Origin of the sequence: Rhodoferax potami (assembly GCF_032193765.1) — a bacterium.
Taxonomy (GTDB): domain Bacteria; phylum Pseudomonadota; class Gammaproteobacteria; order Burkholderiales; family Burkholderiaceae_C; genus Allorhodoferax; species Allorhodoferax potami.
On sequence record NZ_JAVBIJ010000001.1, the window covers coordinates 430,986 to 444,953 of the forward strand.

The 13,968-nt window shown below is 61.7% G+C and carries 15 protein-coding genes; 7 read left to right on the top strand and 8 right to left on the bottom strand.

Going from position 1 to position 13,968, the window contains the following annotated elements; genetic code table 11:
* The first annotated feature begins 14 nt into the window (after nt 1–14).
* Complete coding sequence (gene plsY / locus RAE21_RS02050) at nt 15–656, top strand: glycerol-3-phosphate 1-O-acyltransferase PlsY (protein ID WP_313879921.1); 642 nt, start codon at nt 15–17, stop codon at nt 654–656.
* Between the two features lie 27 nt (nt 657–683).
* On the opposite strand, the gene RAE21_RS02055 is transcribed toward plsY, so the two are convergent.
* The 3 genes from RAE21_RS02055 to RAE21_RS02065 are packed head-to-tail and all read right to left on the bottom strand — an operon-like array spanning nt 684 to nt 2,781.
* Nucleotides 684–1,646, bottom strand: a complete 963-nt coding sequence (locus RAE21_RS02055; protein WP_313879922.1) for an HD-GYP domain-containing protein — start codon at nt 1,644–1,646, stop codon at nt 684–686.
* A gap of 5 nt (nt 1,647–1,651) precedes the next feature.
* Nucleotides 1,652–2,296 (bottom strand): retropepsin-like aspartic protease family protein, encoded by a 645-nt coding sequence (locus RAE21_RS02060; protein ID WP_313879923.1) that lies wholly within the window; start codon nt 2,294–2,296, stop codon nt 1,652–1,654.
* Complete coding sequence (locus RAE21_RS02065; protein ID WP_313879924.1) at nt 2,296–2,781, bottom strand: YajQ family cyclic di-GMP-binding protein; 486 nt, start codon at nt 2,779–2,781, stop codon at nt 2,296–2,298. Before RAE21_RS02065 ends, RAE21_RS02060 begins: the two co-directional genes overlap by 1 nt.
* Before the next feature lie 38 nt (nt 2,782–2,819).
* Between RAE21_RS02065 and murB the strand changes: the two genes are divergently transcribed.
* Nucleotides 2,820–3,890 (top strand): UDP-N-acetylmuramate dehydrogenase, encoded by a 1,071-nt coding sequence (gene murB / locus RAE21_RS02070; protein WP_313879926.1) that lies wholly within the window; start codon nt 2,820–2,822, stop codon nt 3,888–3,890.
* Nucleotides 3,891–3,935: 45 nt separating this feature from the next.
* A complete protein-coding gene (locus RAE21_RS02075; protein ID WP_313879927.1) occupies nt 3,936–4,901 on the top strand; it encodes a complex I NDUFA9 subunit family protein in 966 nt (321 codons plus the stop codon).
* Here the strand turns inward: RAE21_RS02075 and RAE21_RS02080 are convergent.
* The 5 genes from RAE21_RS02080 to RAE21_RS02100 form a co-directional block, all read right to left on the bottom strand.
* Nucleotides 4,878–6,815, bottom strand: a complete 1,938-nt coding sequence (locus RAE21_RS02080; RefSeq protein WP_313879928.1) for an ATP-binding protein — start codon at nt 6,813–6,815, stop codon at nt 4,878–4,880. The genes RAE21_RS02075 and RAE21_RS02080 overlap by 24 nt on opposite strands.
* A gap of 9 nt (nt 6,816–6,824) precedes the next feature.
* The gene (locus RAE21_RS02085; protein WP_313873796.1) at nt 6,825–7,331 is read right to left on the bottom strand and encodes a putative pterin-binding protein; all 507 of its coding nucleotides are present in this window, start codon (nt 7,329–7,331) and stop codon (nt 6,825–6,827) included.
* A gap of 199 nt (nt 7,332–7,530) precedes the next feature.
* The gene (gene argG, locus RAE21_RS02090; RefSeq protein ID WP_313879929.1) at nt 7,531–8,862 is read right to left on the bottom strand and encodes an argininosuccinate synthase; all 1,332 of its coding nucleotides are present in this window, start codon (nt 8,860–8,862) and stop codon (nt 7,531–7,533) included.
* 70 nt (nt 8,863–8,932) lie between these two features.
* Nucleotides 8,933–9,259, bottom strand: coding sequence for a pyrimidine/purine nucleoside phosphorylase (gene ppnP / locus RAE21_RS02095; protein ID WP_087494712.1), 327 nt, complete (start codon nt 9,257–9,259; stop codon nt 8,933–8,935).
* Between the two features lie 74 nt (nt 9,260–9,333).
* Entirely contained in the window at nt 9,334–9,684 is a 351-nt protein-coding gene (locus tag RAE21_RS02100; RefSeq protein WP_313879930.1) for an ArsC family reductase, read from the bottom strand.
* 48 nt (nt 9,685–9,732) lie between these two features.
* Here RAE21_RS02100 and folC point away from each other — a divergent pair, with 48 nt between their 5' ends.
* The 4 genes from folC to purF are packed head-to-tail and all read left to right on the top strand — an operon-like array spanning nt 9,733 to nt 13,965.
* Nucleotides 9,733–11,091, top strand: coding sequence for a bifunctional tetrahydrofolate synthase/dihydrofolate synthase (gene folC, locus RAE21_RS02105; RefSeq protein WP_313879931.1), 1,359 nt, complete (start codon nt 9,733–9,735; stop codon nt 11,089–11,091).
* A gap of 11 nt (nt 11,092–11,102) precedes the next feature.
* Nucleotides 11,103–11,951 carry an SPOR domain-containing protein gene (locus RAE21_RS02110; RefSeq protein WP_313879932.1) on the top strand — a complete coding sequence of 283 codons (849 nt, stop codon included), beginning with the start codon at nt 11,103–11,105 and terminating at the stop codon, nt 11,949–11,951.
* Between the two features lie 12 nt (nt 11,952–11,963).
* Entirely contained in the window at nt 11,964–12,452 is a 489-nt protein-coding gene (locus tag RAE21_RS02115; RefSeq protein ID WP_313879933.1) for a CvpA family protein, read from the top strand.
* A 10-nt stretch (nt 12,453–12,462) separates the two neighbouring features.
* The gene (gene purF / locus RAE21_RS02120; RefSeq protein ID WP_313879934.1) at nt 12,463–13,965 is read left to right on the top strand and encodes an amidophosphoribosyltransferase; all 1,503 of its coding nucleotides are present in this window, start codon (nt 12,463–12,465) and stop codon (nt 13,963–13,965) included.
* Nucleotides 13,966–13,968: the final 3 nt, after the last annotated feature.

The following is a 13,968-nucleotide window of genomic DNA, read 5'->3' on the forward strand; positions in this document are numbered from 1 at the left end:
TTGGAGAACCTGTTTTGAATTCTGTGTTGTATCCCTTGCTGGCCACCGTAGCCGCCTACCTGATCGGGTCTTTGTCGTTTGCCGTCATCGTGAGCCGCGTCATGGGCCTGAACGATCCGCGCACCTACGGCAGCAAAAACCCCGGCGCCACCAATGTGCTGCGCTCCGGCTCCAAGGCTGCCGCAGTGGTTACGCTGCTGCTTGATGCCGTCAAAGGCTGGCTGCCGGTCGCTGCCATCCAGTGGTGGGGCCAGCCTTATGGCCTGGGCGAGGGCACCATGGCGCTGGCCGGTTTTGCGGCCTTTATCGGTCACCTGTATCCGGTGTTCTTCAAGTTTGTGGGCGGCAAGGGCGTTGCCACGGCGATGGGCGTGTTGGTCGCGACCAGCGGCTGGTTGGCGTTGGCCACGGGCCTCACCTGGCTGATCGTGGCGTATGCCTTCCGCTACTCGTCTTTGGCGTCTTTGGTGGCCGCCTTGTTCGCACCGGCGTATTACGCCTTTGGTGACGGTGTCGCCTGGATCACCGATCGCAACTTGCTGCTGTCAACGGCGGTGATGTCCATGTTCCTGATCTGGCGCCATTCAGAGAACATTTCCCGCTTGGTCAAGGGCACAGAGTCCAAGCTGGGCAAGAAAAAAGAAGCAGGCAAGTAGGTCGACAGGGGGCTGCCGACGGCAGCCTCACGCCAAGCTGAGGGCTTGGCTGCCGAGCTGCAACAAATAGAAGTGGTTCAGCGGTGTGCGCACCGCCACCGATGGCAGGGCAGAGCGGATTCGTGGCGGCGCATTGCCTGTGGCGTGCAGTCGCGGGACCGTATGAAACTCGCCACTGGGCTTGCCGATGACCACCACAAAAGGCTCATTGGTTTTACCGCTGCGCCGCACCACTACCGCAAGTTCATCGTTCTCTAGGCGCACATAGGTGCCGGGCGGGCACAGGCCTACCGAGCGGACCAGCGCCTGCCCGATTTCGTCGACCCCAGCAGTCGCCCGCGCCATCACCGAACGGGCAGATTCAATCGCGCTGCGCCCGGTACGAGACGCGCGCGGGCTGATCATGGCCGCATATCGGTCCACGACCTTCAAAATCCGGGTTAAGAGCAGGGTGCGGTGAGTTTCGTCGCCGGTATTGCGGTCTACTGCGTCGTCATGGTGGCTGGACACGATTTCCAGCCACGCGTCGTCCGACACCCCCAAATTCGCCAACATCATGGCGCCCTTGATCGGGTGCGCCCGAATGGCGTCTTGCTGGGCCTGGTTGGGCCGCTCGGTTTGGGTAGCCAACTGGTCTTGCAAGGCAGTCATGGCCACATTCATGGTGAGCGCCGCGTGGACCAGGCTATTGCGCTCAGCCGGCGGCAGCTTCAGCTCGGTGCCCACCATGTGGCACAAAACCGCACAGACCAGCGCGTGCGAGGCGCTGTACCCCACCGGGGAATTACTGGCCAGCTGAAACAGCAGATACAGGCCCACATCCGGGTCGCGCTGCAGCAGGCCTTGCATCCACCGGTCGTATTGCACCACCCGGTAGGCAAACTGCTGTGTGGTTGCGGGGCTGCCCAAAATGACGCCCAAGCCGGACTCCAGGTCAGACCACTGGCCCAACAAGTCTTCGTAAGCGTTTTCGTCTCGCACGACTGCCATCCGGTTCAAAAACGCCTGTCTAGAATCATCTGATCGTTGGTCCGGTTCATCTGGAAACGGCCCAAAAAGCTATTGCCCAGCAACACATAGGGCATCGAAGCCGGCGTGATGACAGCATCTACTCCGCTGACTGACACATCGCCCAAGCGGACGTTGTTCAGTGTCATGCGCCAACCGGGCACCACGCCATTGGCAGTGTTCATCTGCACACGGTCACCGTTTTGGTACTTGAGCCCGATACGGTCGGCTTCGGCCGCGCTGATAGACACAGCGGTAGCGCCGGTATCCACCATGAACCGCACGATACGTCCATTGATCTGGCCATCCGACATAAAGTGACCACCCGGCCCCACCGCCAACACAACCCGGTTGCCGCTCGCCGGCTGGCCTGCCCCGGTGCCCACATTCGCGGGCGCATCGCCAACCCGCAGGGACATTTTTTTGCCGGCAACCTCGACCACGACCGTGTCGCCCTGCATGGACACCACTTTGACGCCCATGTGGGTGGCCCCCAAGGCCACACTTTTGGGAAAGCCGCCATCCACAATCAGCAGCGCCTTGTCGCCCAGCGTTCCGTTAATAGCGACCGTCTGGCCCCAGACAGCGGGGGCCAGCAACAGGGCAAACAAAAAGCGGGCGGCGGTGCGCATCAGTCGCGGAAGTTGTCGAAGGTCAGGGGGATATCGGTCACATCTTTGCGGATCAGCGCCATGGCGGCTTGCAGGTCATCCCGCTTAGCGCCGGTAATGCGCACTTTTTCTTCCTGAATGGCGGCTTGCACCTTCAGTTTGCTGTCCTTCATCAGGCGCTGGATCTTCTTGGCCAGTTCGGATTCGATGCCGTTACGCACCTTGATCATCACCTTGACCTTGTCGCCGCCCATTTTCTGGACATCGCCACGGTCCAGGAAGCGCACATCGACTTCCTGCTTGGTGAGTTTGTTGCGCAACACGTCTTCGATCTGGTCGAGCTGGAACTCGGCATCCCCTATCAGGGTGATTTCCTTGTCCTTGATCTCGATCTTGGCGGCTGTGCCTTTGAAGTCAAAGCGGGTGCCGATTTCTTTGGCTGTGTTTTCTACGCCGTTCTTGACCTTGACCAAGTCGGCTTCGCATACGGTATCAAATGAGGGCATGGGGCTCGCTCTAAAAAATGCAATGAGACAATCTGAGGATGTTAGTCGAGAAAAACATTCCCCTGCAGGCGTTCAACACCTTCCGCATTGTGGCCAAGGCCCAGGCGCTGGCCCGAATCACCAGTGAAGCCGACGTGCACCAACTGTTGGCCGATCCTGAGTGGACCGCTGTGCCCAAGTTTGTGCTGGGGGGCGGCAGCAACATTGTGCTGACCGGCGACGTCAAGCCCCTGGTGCTGAAAGTCGAGGTCCGCGGGCTCAAGGTCGTGGGCGAAACGGCCAAGTCCGTCATCGTGGAGGCCGGTGCTGGCGAAAACTGGCACGACTTCGTGACCTGGACGCTGGACCAGAACCTGCCGGGCATGGAAAACATGGCCCTGATCCCCGGCACCGTGGGCGCCTCGCCAGTGCAAAACGTGGGCGCTTATGGTGTGGAGCTGCAAGACCGCTTTGACTCGCTGGACGCCATCGACCTGCTGACCGGCCAGGTATTCACCCTGAACGCCGCGCAATGCGCATTTGGCTACCGCGACTCGGTGTTCAAACACGCCAGCAGCGGCGAGGCCGACCTGCACTTACCCCTGGGTCTGAAAGACCGGGCCTTGATCTTACGGGTGCGCTTTGCTCTGCCCAAGGCCTGGAAGCCGGTGCTGGGCTATGCCGATATCGAGCGCAAGATGGCTGAACACGGTGTTACCGAGCCCACCGCCCGCCAGATCTACGACTGGGTGTGCGAGGTGCGCCGCGCCAAGCTGCCGGACCCTGCCGTCATCGGCAACGCCGGCAGTTTCTTCAAAAACCCCACGGTCACCGCCGAACAGTGTGAAGACATCATCGCCCGCGACCCCAAGGTCGTGCACTACCGGCTGGACAACGGCTCGGTCAAGCTGGCCGCCGGCTGGCTGATCGACTCCTGCGGCTGGAAGGGCAAATCGGTAGGCCAAGCGGGTGTGTACGAAAAGCAGGCGCTGGTGCTGGTGAACCGCGGCGCCGGGGTGGACGGCAACGGCGCCACTGGCGGCGAAGTCATGACCCTGGCCAAAGCCATTCAGACCAGTGTGTACGAGCGTTTCGGCATCATGCTGGAGCCGGAGCCGGTGGTGATCTAAACCCCTGTCTTGCAGTCAGGAGCGCTTAGGGGCTACCCTGTCTGCATGAAAAACATATTTGTTCTCGGTGGCACCGGCTTTGTCGGGCGCCACGTGGTCCAGAAACTGGTCAAACAGGGGTACACCGTCACGGTGGCCACACGGCGCGCCGCCAACGCGCGCGAGCTGCAAACCCTGCCCACTGTCACGGTGGCTGAGCTCAATGTGCACAACCCGGCAGCCTTGCAGCAGGCGCTGGCCGGGCACGATGCGGTGGTGAACCTGGTGGCCATCTTGCATGGCACCGAGGCCGCTTTCCAAAAGGTGCATGTGGACTTGCCCGCCAGCTTGGCCCGTGCCGCAGTGGCGGCTGGTGTGCCTCGCGTGGTGCACATCAGCGCGCTGGGCGCCAACCCGCAGCAGCCGGAGGCTGCGCCTTCTCGCTACCTGCGCAGCAAGTCGCGGGGCGAGTTGGCCCTAAGCCACCCGGCCTTGGCCGTGTCGGTGCTGCGGCCCAGTGTCATCTTTGGGGCGGAAGACAAGTTCTTGAACATGTTTGCCAAGCTGCAGCAAGTGTTCCCCTTCATGCCGCTGGCGGGTGCCCATGCGCGCTTTCAGCCAGTGTGGGTGGAAGACGTCGCCACTGCCGTGGTGCGCCTGGTACAGGCCCGCGCAGCAGCAGGGGTGACTGGCGTGTGGGAGGCCTGTGGCCCACAGGTCTACACCTTGGGCGCACTGGTGCAGGGCGCTGGCGTGTGGGCCGGCATTGCGGAGGGGCGTGGCCGCCCGGTGATTCCGCTACCCGAATGGGCGGGGCGCCTGCAAGCCGCCATGATGCAGCTTGCCCCCGGCGAGCCGCTCATGAGCGGCGACAACCTCGACTCGATGAAGGTGGACAACGTGGCCAGCGGCCTGGAGGCAGGTTTGGCCGATCTGGGTATTCAAGCCGCTGCGCTCGAGCCCATTGCCATGGACTACCTGCAGCGCGGCCTGCCGGGCCACGGCCTGCTAGGCTTGCGCCGCAGGGTCTGAGGCGGCTGGCAGGGCTGGCGGGGCGACAGCGAGGCATTTCTGCATGGCTGCTTGCAGCTGGCCGATTTGCACCGGCTTGGTCACAAAGTCATTCACGCCGGCGGCCATGGCTTGTTCTTTGGCGTCGTTCATCACGTCTGCTGTCAGCACAATGATGGGCACCTGCCCCATCGGGCCCGGCATCGCGCGGATGATGCGGGTGGCGGTCAGCCCGTCCATCACGGGCATGTGCACATCCATCAGCACCAGGTCAAAGACCTCGCGCTGCGCCGCGTCCACGGCAATCTGGCCGTTCTCGCAAAAGGTGGCCTTGCAGCCCATTTTGTCGAGCAGGATGCCCACAAACTTGCGGTTCACCGGGTGATCTTCAGCCACCAGCACCCGCAGCGCTTCCAGGGGCGCAGCAGTGCCCGACGCAGCTGCCGGTGCGCCAGTGGCAGGTGCATGGGTAGCCGTAGTGGCAGGCAGGGGCTTGAAAAGCGTCTGAATGGCTACTGACATGCCTGCGTTGGGCGGGGCCGGGCAGGTGGTGAATGGCAGGTGCAAGGTGAACACCGAGCCTTTGCCCGGGGTGCTCTCTACCTCAATGGCGCCGCCCATCATGCGGGCCAGCGTCTGCGAAATCTCTAGCCCCAGGCCTGTGCCCCCGAACTTGCGGGCCAGCCCGCCGTCCACCTGGTAAAAGCGCTGAAACAGGCGTGAAAGCACATGGTCGTCCATGCCGATGCCGGTGTCTTCCACCAGAAAGGCCAAGCCTGTGTTGCCGTCGGTGCGCGGGCGGGGCACGATGGTCAGCGTCACACCGCCATGCTCGGTGAACTTGAGTGCGTTGCTAACCAGGTTGAACAAAATCTGCTTCAGGCGGGTGGCGTCAGCCAGCACCCAAGGGGGCAGGTCTGCTTGCACCACGATAGAGAACTTCAGTTGCTTTTCTACCGCCAGCGGGTTCATGAGCGCATTCACTTCGCTCAACAGTGCGGCCAGGTGCACAGGCTCGGGGTTCACCGTCATCTTGCCGGCTTCCAGCGCGGAGACATCCAAAATATCGTTCAGCAGCGTCAGCAAGTGGTTAGCGGACCCCTTGGCGGTCTTGATGTAGTCCACCTGCACAGGGGTGAGTGGGGTGCTCTCCAGCAGGCTCATCATGCCCAGCATCCCATTAAAGGGGGTGCGCAGCTCGTGGCTCATATTGGCCAGGAACTGGCTTTTGCCGCGGTTGGCGGCTTCCGCGCGGAAATGCGCTTCGCGCAGCTCGTGGGTCAGGTCTTCCAGGGCTTGGCGCTCTTGTTCCTGGCGGCGTTGGCGCAAGGCCAGTGCGCCTGCGGCCACCAGCAAAAACAGTAGCTGGGCCAACGTGAGACGGATGATCTCGTCGTTTTGCTGCAGCATCGTCTTGTCCTGGCTCTCCAGCAATGCCGCCACTTCAGAGTTGGCCGCAAGGCTCAAAGCCTGCACATCCACCCCGATGGTATTGAACGCCACCAGCAGGGTCGCCAGGTCTTTTTTGTTCAGCGGGTTGGCTGCCATCACTTGGTCCGCCTGCGCAATCAGGTCGTCCAGGTGGGGCATGGCGGCCTGGTATTCGGCCCGGTGGGTGATCAGCTCGGTCGTCGGGTTTTCGCGCAGCAGGCTCAGGCGGCTCAAAAACAGGTCATAGCGCAGGGTCAGGTTGTCGGCATCCGGGGCGCCGGGGCGGATTACGCTGGCCTCTAGCGTCTGGCGGAAGCGCAAAAACTCCCGTTCAAACTGGAACACCAGCGCGGTCACCGAGTCTGCTCGCAGGTCGTTGGCCCGCTCAATGGCCCGCTTCTGGGTAATCTGCAGACCCAGCAAAACAGCCATGGCCACCGCCAGCACACCCGTGCCGACAGCAAGCCACAGCAGGTAGCGTTTGTTTTTGCCGGAGCCGTTCAACGGGTGCCCTTAATCCACTGCAATTGACTTCAATTGCCAAGCCGAGCGCTCGTAATACACGTTGGAGCGCAGCTCTGCCTTGGTGTCAAACGGGTAGACGATGAACAGCGGTCCCTTCGTGCGCACCGGGATGGCTTGGTCGTTCATCTGGTGGGCCACGATCACGTCAAACTTGGCGGCGTCGTCAAATGGAATACTGGTCTGGTAGTCGTTCAGCGCCGCGGCTTTGAGTGTGGTGCCGCTGGCTTTGGCCGCAGCCAGCACGTCGCGCAGCAGGGGGCCTTTGAATTTGATCGGGTTTTTGTCCCAAGGCGTTTTGGTGCTGAAGGTCTGCTGGGGCAGCTTTTCCAGCATGGCCAAGTCGAAGGCGGCGCCTTCTGCACTGTTCTTGTCAGCCACTTTGCCGGTGATGGTCAAGATCACCTTGCCCTTGGCGGGCTCCAAGGCGTGAGCAGCCGGCAGGGCTGCCATCCATACCAAAGCTGCGGCAATGAGGGGGCGTCTGGCAATAGTCATCCTGAAACTCCTTGTATGAATGGGTGGCCGAAGTGTAATCCACTAGTTGTATGTTTTTCAATCAAATCGGCAACTTTGTTGTATTTACAACTTGTGGTGCATCCGTTTGTGATTCATGCGAGCAGGGTTTTAGGTTTTGAAGCCGTAAAAAAAGCCCGCCAAGCTTTCACTTGGCGGGCTTTTTTGATGTTGAGCCGGTTTAGTTGCCCAACTTCAAGAAATCATCCCCCTTGCCCAGCTCCAGCAACCCTGCGTTGCTGTAGATGCCCAGCTTGGCGCGGGTATCGGTGATGTCCAGGTTGCGCATGGTGAGTTGGCCGATGCGGTCCAGCGGGCTGAAAGGCGCGTCTTCCACTTTTTCCATGCTCAGGCGCTCGGGCGCGTAAGTCAGGTTGGGGGACTCGGTGTTCAGCAGGCTGTAGTCGTTGCCGCGGCGCAGTTCCATGGTCACGGTGCCGGTCACGGCCTTGGCGACCCAGCGCTGGGCGGTTTCGCGCAGCATGATGGCTTGGCTGTCGAACCAGCGGCCTTGGTACAGCAGGCGGCCCAGCTTGCGGCCGTTTTCGCGGTACTGCTCGATGGTGTCTTCGTTGTGGATGCCGGTGACCAAACGCTCGTAAGCAATGAACAGCAGCGCCAGGCCGGGGGCTTCGTAGATGCCGCGGCTCTTGGCTTCGATGATGCGGTTCTCGATCTGGTCGCTCATGCCCAGGCCGTGGCGTCCGCCGATTTCGTTGGCCTTGAAGATCAGGCTCACCAGGTCGTCAAAGCGCTGGCCGTTCAAGGCGACGGGGCGGCCTTCTTCAAAGGTCACGCTCACTTCTTCGGCCTTGACCACGCAGTCGTCGCGCCAGAAGGGCACGCCCATGATGGGGTTCACGATTTTGATGCCGGAGTTCAAAAACTCCAGGTCTTTGGCTTCGTGGGTGGCGCCCAGCATGTTGCTGTCGGTGGAGTAGGCCTTTTCGGCGCTCATTTTGTAGCCAAAGCCGTTGGCGGTGATGAAGGCGCTCATCTCGGAGCGGCCGCCCAGCTCGTCAATGAACTGCTGGTCCAACCAGGGCTTGTAGATTTTGAGGGATGGGTTGGTCAACAGGCCGTAGCGGTAGAAGCGCTCGATGTCGTTGCCCTTGAAGGTGGAGCCGTCGCCCCAGATGTTCACGTCGTCCTGCTTCATGGCGGTCACCAGCATGGTGCCGGTCACGGCGCGGCCCAGGGGCGTGGTGTTGAAGTAGGTTTGGCCAGCGGTGGTGATGTGGAAGGCGCCTGCCTGCAGGGCGGCAATGCCTTCAGCAGCCAGCTGGGGGCGGCAGTCGATCAAGCGGGCCTTGATGGCGCCGTATTCCATGGCCTTGCGGGGGATTTCGTCGTAGTCCGCTTCGTCGGGCTGGCCGAGGTTGGCGGTGTAGGCGTAGGGCAGGGCGCCCTTTTGCTTCATCCACAAGAGGGCGGCGCTGGTGTCCAGGCCGCCGGAGAAAGCGATGCCGACCTTTTGACCGACGGGGATGTTTTGCAGGATGGTGTTAGACATGAAATTGGCCTCTAGCCCGCTTGAAATATGCGCGAGCAGCTATGAAATTAGGAGTAAATCGCTCTGCGGATTAACCGAAGTGGCAGATGTAGTGGTAAGCCTCAAAGCCCTCGGTCACGCGGATCTGGAACTTGGCGTTGCCGGGCACGTTGAACTTGTCGCCTTCGCCGCTGGTCACCCACACGTCAGAGCCGTCGAGCTTGTAGTCGCAGCTGCCGCCCACGCATTCCATGATTTCAGGGGCGCCGGTGTTGAAGGTGAGGGTGGCGGGCAGGATGACGCCGACCGACTTTTTGGTGCCGTCAGCCAGGGTGAAGCCGTGGCTCACGCACTTGCCGTCGAAGTACACATTGGCTTTGGTGGTGACGGAAACGTTGTCAAAGTGGGTCGTGGTCATGGTCAAACGTGGAAAAGTAAAGAGAAGAGGGCGGTGCCCCGCGCGCTAAAGCGCAGCAGGGCAAAGGCAGGATTTTAGGCCACCCGGCTTTGAAAGGCCGCGTCCGAGAAGCCCACGGTCACGGTGCCGTCGGCCCACACCACCACCGGCCGCTTGATGACGCTGGCATTGGCCAGCATGAGCTGGGCGGCCGAGGTGGCGTCCACCACGGCGGCTTGGGTGGCCTCGTCCAGCTTGCGCCAGGTGGTGCCTTTGCGGTTCACCAGCGTTTCCCAGCCCACGGCGCGTATCCAGCCGGGTAGCAGGTCGGCGGGAACGCCATGCTTTTTGAAGTCATGAAACTCGTGGGTGACATGGTGCTCGGTCAGCCAGGTGCGGGCCTTTTTCACCGTGTCGCAGTTGGGGATGCCGTAAAGAATGGTCATCCCTCTATTGTGGCAGTGCATTGCCGGTGGGCGACAATGGCGCCCGCTATGGAACACACATCCGCTACCTCCCCGTCTTTGCTTCACCCTACCGCGCAATCTTCTCTGGCCGACTGGCTGGCCTACATCGAGTCCATGCACCCCAAGGGCATCAACGGCATTGAGCTGGGGCTGGGCAAAGTGCAAGAGGTAGCCAAGCGCCTCGGGCTGCGGTTTGACTGCCCGGTGTTTACGGTAGCAGGCACTAACGGCAAGGGCTCCACCTGTGCCATGCTGGAAAGCATCCTCGGGCAGGCCGGGTACAAGACGGGGGTGTACACCTCGCCCCACCTGGTGCACTTTGAGGAGCGCATGCGTCTGCTCGGAGAGGCGGCGCCTGCTACTAAATTTGTAGCTGCCTTCGCAGAGGTGGAGAGCGCCAGGTGCCAAAAAGGCTCTGAAATCGCGCTCACCTATTTTGAATTCACCACGCTGGCCATTCTGTGGGCGCTGTCCCAGGAGGGGCTGGACGCCGTCATTCTGGAAGTGGGCTTGGGCGGGCGGCTGGATGCGGTCAACATCATCGACACCGACTGCGCCATCATCACCAGCATCGACTTGGACCACATGGAGCTGCTGGGCCCCGACCGCGAGTCCATTGGCCGCGAGAAGGCCGGCATCATGCGCACCGGCCGTCCGGTGATCGTTAGTGACCCGGTGCCGCCACAAAGCGTGTTGGACCGCGCGCTGGAGATTGGCGCCGACCTGTGGCAGGTGGGCACGGATTTCAATGTGTCTGGCGACAAGCAGCAGTGGGGCTGGGCCGGACGCGGGCGCCGCTACAGCGGCTTGGCCTATCCGGCGCTGCGCGGCGCCAACCAGCTGGTCAACGCCTCGGGCGTGCTGGCCGCACTGACTGCCATGCGCGAGCGCCTGCCGGTCACCGCGCAAGCGGTGCGCAACGGGATGGCTTTTGTGGAGCTGCCCGGGCGCTTCCAGATCATTCCCGGCCAGCCCAGCCTGGTGCTGGACGTGGCGCACAACCCGCACTCGGTGGCGGCACTGGCGGCCAACCTGGATGCCATGGGCTTCTTCCCCACTACCCACGCCATTTTTGGCGCCATGGCCGACAAAGACTTGGCGCCCATGCTGGCCAAGGTCGGCCCCATGATTGACCGCTGGTATTTCACCGACCTGCCCAGCCCGCGTGCCGCCAGCGGCGCCAGCCTGCAGGCCCAGTGGCAAGCCCAAAACACCCGCAAAGACGCATCGGCCACCACCCATGCAGACCCCATGCAGGCGCTGGACGCTGCCATAGCCGCGGCAGACCCCGCTGATAGAATCGTGGTCTTTGGGTCGTTCTACACCGTGGGCGGCGTTCTGCAACAGGGCACACCACGCCTGCAAGCCAAACATCTGAACCCTTAAGTCTTCCGCTCATGGCCTTTTTCAAGTTTCGCAAAGGTGGCGACGAACAGCCCACCCCACCCACCGCGTCAGAGAGCGTAGAGGCCATGCGCAAGCGCGCACGCCACCGCTTGGTGGGTGCTGCTGTGCTGGTGCTGATCGGCGTGGTCGGCTTCCCGCTGCTGTTTGACAGCCAGCCGCGCCCGATTGCCGTAGACATTCCGATCGAGATTCCGGACAAAGGCAAAGTGCGTCCCTTAGGTGCCCCCGCGATACCCGCTGCGACCCAGTCCAGCGGTGTGGTGATCGAAGAACGCGAGGAGCCTGCAGCGCCAGCGGCCAGCACCCCGGCGCCCAAAGCGGCCGAGACCAAGGTAGCCGTCGCCAAGCCGGAGCCCAAACCCGAGCCCAAGCCACCTGCTGTGAAGCCAGAGCCCAAGCCGGAGCCCAAGGCTGAGGCAAAACCAGAGCCTAAGCCCGAGCCTAAAGCCGAACCCAAGCCAGCGGCCAAACCCGCCGAAAAAGCAGCGGATAAGCCCGCTGACAAAGCTGCCGCCGAGGCCGCCAAGGCCCAGGCCTTGTTGGATGGCAAGGCGCCAAGCGATGTGAAAGCAACCGAAAAACCGAGCGACAAGAAGCCTGCTGCGGACGCCGGCCGGTTTGTAGTGCAAGTGGGCGCCTACAACGAGACTGCCAAGTTGCAGGAAGCTCGCTCCAAGGTCGAAAAAGCCGGCTTTAAAACCTATACCCAGGTGGTGGGCGCCAAAGAGAGCCAGCGCACCCGTGTGCGGATTGGCCCGTTTGCCAGCAAGGCAGATGCGCAAAAAGCCGCCGACAAGCTTAAAAAGTTGAACCTGCCTGCTGCCATTCTGGAGCTGTAAAGCGAGCCCGCCATGCCCACTGTGGACTGGATTTTTCTGGCTGTGTTGTTGGTCTCGCTGGTCGTTGGCGCTTGGCGGGGCTTGGTGTTTGAGGTGCTGTCGGTCCTGAGCTGGGCCGCTGCGTTTGTGTTGGCGCAGTGGTTTGCGCCCGATGTGGCGGCGCACCTGTCGATGTCCGGGGCCGGCGAGCCGATCCGCTATGCCGCTGGCTTTGTGATTGTTTTTGTGGCGTCTATTTTTGCGGGAGGCTTGGTGGCCTTTCTGCTCAAGAAATTGGTAGCAGCGGTGGGTTTGCGCCCGGCAGACCGCATGCTGGGGGCGGGTTTTGGACTGGTGCGCGGTGTGCTGCTGCTGTTGGCGGTGACCGTGGTGGTGGGTATGACGCCGCTGCACACCAGTGTCTGGTGGACAGAAGCCTCCGGCCCGCAGCTGACCGGCATGGTCCTCAAAGGCTTAAAGCCTTTGCTACCGCAAGATTTTGGCAAGTATTTACCTGAGTGAGTGAAACCCTATGTGTGGAATTGTTGGCGTTGTTAGCAACGCACCCGTTAACCAGTTGATCTATGACGCGCTGTTGCTCTTGCAGCACCGCGGCCAAGACGCAGCCGGCATCGTCACCCAGCAGGACCGCAAGTTCTTCATGCACAAGGCCAAGGGCATGGTGAAGGACGTGTTCCGCACCCGCAACATGCGCTCTTTGGCTGGCAACTCCGGCCTGGGCCAGGTGCGCTACCCCACGGCGGGCAATGCGTTCAGCGAAGAAGAGGCGCAGCCTTTTTATGTGAACGCGCCTTTCGGTATCGTGCTGGTGCACAACGGCAACCTGACCAACGCCAAAGCCTTGAAGGCGGAGCTGTTCAACCTGGACCACCGCCACATCAACACCGAGAGCGACTCCGAAGTCTTGCTCAACGTGCTGGCCCACGAAATCGAAGTCTCCACCCGCGGTCTGCCTTTGCAGCCCCAAGACTTGTTCACCGCCGTATCGCGGGTGCACAAGCGCATCAAGGGCTCGTATGCGGTGATCTGCCATATCGCCGGCCATGGCTTGCTGGCATTCCGCGACCCGTTTGGCATTCGCCCCCTGTGCTTGGGTAAGGGCGCGGATGGCACCCATATGGTGGCCAGCGAGTCGGTGGTGCTGGAAGGCACCAGCCACCAGTTTGTGCGCGACGTACAGCCCGGCGAAGCCGTGTTTATCCCGCTGGACGGCACGGTGCACAGCCAGCAGTGCGCGGCGAATCCGCAGCTGATGCCTTGTATTTTTGAGTTTGTGTACTTGGCTCGCCCCGATTCGGTGATGGACGGCATCTCGGTGTACCAGGCGCGTTTGAACCTAGGCGAGACCTTGGCCAAGCGGGTGATCTCCACCGTGCCGCCGAACGAAATCGATGTGGTCATCCCGATCCCCGAATCCAGCCGCCCCAGCGCCGCGCAGTTGGCTCAGTTGTTGGGCTTGCCCTACCGCGAAGGCTTTGTGAAAAACCGCTACGTCGGCCGCACCTTCATCATGCCGGGGCAGGGCGTGCGCAAAAAATCAGTGCGCCAGAAGCTCAACGTGATTGCCAGCGAATTCAAGGGTCGCAATGTGCTGTTGGTGGACGACTCGATCGTCCGCGGTACCACCAGCAAAGAAATCGTGCAGATGGCGCGCGACGCCGGTGCCCGCAATGTCTACCTGGCCAGCGCTGCGCCACCTGTCCGTTACCCCAATGTGTATGGCATCGATATGCCCACCAGCAGTGAGTTGGTGGCCTACAACCGTACCGTCGAAGAAGTGCGCGAAATCATCGGTTGCGACGCGCTGATATACCAGGACGTGGACGGCATGAAAAAAGCCATCGGCTCCTTGAGCAAAAACTTGGCGGGTTTTGATGCCTCCTGCTTTGACGGCGTGTACGTGACCGGCGACATTTCGTCGGACGACATTGCCCGCCTCAACGAAAACCGTGTTGGCGCTGAAGAAGGCCAGGAAGACACTTCCCGCTTGGCGCTGCCCAACCACGCTGACTGACAC

Bases quoted from the DNA above. Each gene is read 5' to 3' on its own strand.
- RAE21_RS02100 (WP_313879930.1), bottom strand. From the start codon at position 9,684: ATGACCATTCTTTACGGCATCCCCAACTGCGACACGGTGAAAAAGGCC.
- folC (WP_313879931.1), top strand. From the start codon at position 9,733: ATGGAACACACATCCGCTACCTCCCCGTCTTTGCTTCACCCTACCGCG.
- RAE21_RS02075 (WP_313879927.1), top strand. From the start codon at position 3,936: ATGAAAAACATATTTGTTCTCGGTGGCACCGGCTTTGTCGGGCGCCAC.
- murB (WP_313879926.1), top strand. From the start codon at position 2,820: ATGTTAGTCGAGAAAAACATTCCCCTGCAGGCGTTCAACACCTTCCGC.
- RAE21_RS02110 (WP_313879932.1), top strand. From the start codon at position 11,103: ATGGCCTTTTTCAAGTTTCGCAAAGGTGGCGACGAACAGCCCACCCCA.
- RAE21_RS02060 (WP_313879923.1), bottom strand. From the start codon at position 2,296: ATGCGCACCGCCGCCCGCTTTTTGTTTGCCCTGTTGCTGGCCCCCGCT.
- RAE21_RS02055 (WP_313879922.1), bottom strand. From the start codon at position 1,646: ATGGCAGTCGTGCGAGACGAAAACGCTTACGAAGACTTGTTGGGCCAG.
- argG (WP_313879929.1), bottom strand. From the start codon at position 8,862: ATGTCTAACACCATCCTGCAAAACATCCCCGTCGGTCAAAAGGTCGGC.
- RAE21_RS02115 (WP_313879933.1), top strand. From the start codon at position 11,964: ATGCCCACTGTGGACTGGATTTTTCTGGCTGTGTTGTTGGTCTCGCTG.
- purF (WP_313879934.1), top strand. From the start codon at position 12,463: ATGTGTGGAATTGTTGGCGTTGTTAGCAACGCACCCGTTAACCAGTTG.
- RAE21_RS02065 (WP_313879924.1), bottom strand. From the start codon at position 2,781: ATGCCCTCATTTGATACCGTATGCGAAGCCGACTTGGTCAAGGTCAAG.
- RAE21_RS02085 (WP_313873796.1), bottom strand. From the start codon at position 7,331: ATGACTATTGCCAGACGCCCCCTCATTGCCGCAGCTTTGGTATGGATG.
- ppnP (WP_087494712.1), bottom strand. From the start codon at position 9,259: ATGACCACGACCCACTTTGACAACGTTTCCGTCACCACCAAAGCCAAT.